Source organism: Pseudomonas sp. RW10S2, from assembly GCF_014268985.1.
Lineage (GTDB): Bacteria > Pseudomonadota > Gammaproteobacteria > Pseudomonadales > Pseudomonadaceae > Aquipseudomonas > Aquipseudomonas wayambapalatensis.
In genome coordinates this window covers 1-390 of the sequence record NZ_JABWRO010000251.1, presented here as the reverse complement: position 1 = coordinate 390, position 390 = coordinate 1, and the positions used below count along the sequence as shown (strand labels likewise).

The window sequence follows — 390 nt, the reverse complement described above, 5'->3', positions numbered from 1 at the left end:
CGAACGCGCGGTGCTCGATGCACTGGCGGTGGACGGTGCCTTCGCAACCGTGCTGCTTGATGAGCTAACGCTGGACGGCGACGACAGTGACCTGCCAGCCCGTGCCGTGGCCGATAACCTGGCCTATGTGATCTATACCTCCGGCTCCACCGGTCGCCCGAAAGGCGTGGCCATTGCTCACCGCAACGTCGCCGCGCTGGTGGCCTGGTCGCAGCAGGTCTACAGCCAGGCGGACATTCAGGGCGTGCTGGCCAGCACCTCGATCTGTTTCGACCTGTCGGTGTGGGAGCTGTTCGTGACCCTGGCGGGGGGCGGTTTCATCGTGGGTGCGCGCAATGCCCTGGAACTGCCTGAGCTGGAAGCGCGGGATCGGGTGCGCCTGATCAACAG

General features: G+C 65.6%; 1 protein-coding gene. It reads left to right on the top strand.

Annotation, left to right across the window (positions count from 1 at the left end; translation table 11 throughout):
- The coding region (locus tag HU729_RS25590) for an AMP-binding protein (RefSeq protein ID WP_186711928.1) at window positions 1-390 on the top strand (390 nt) is incomplete at both ends.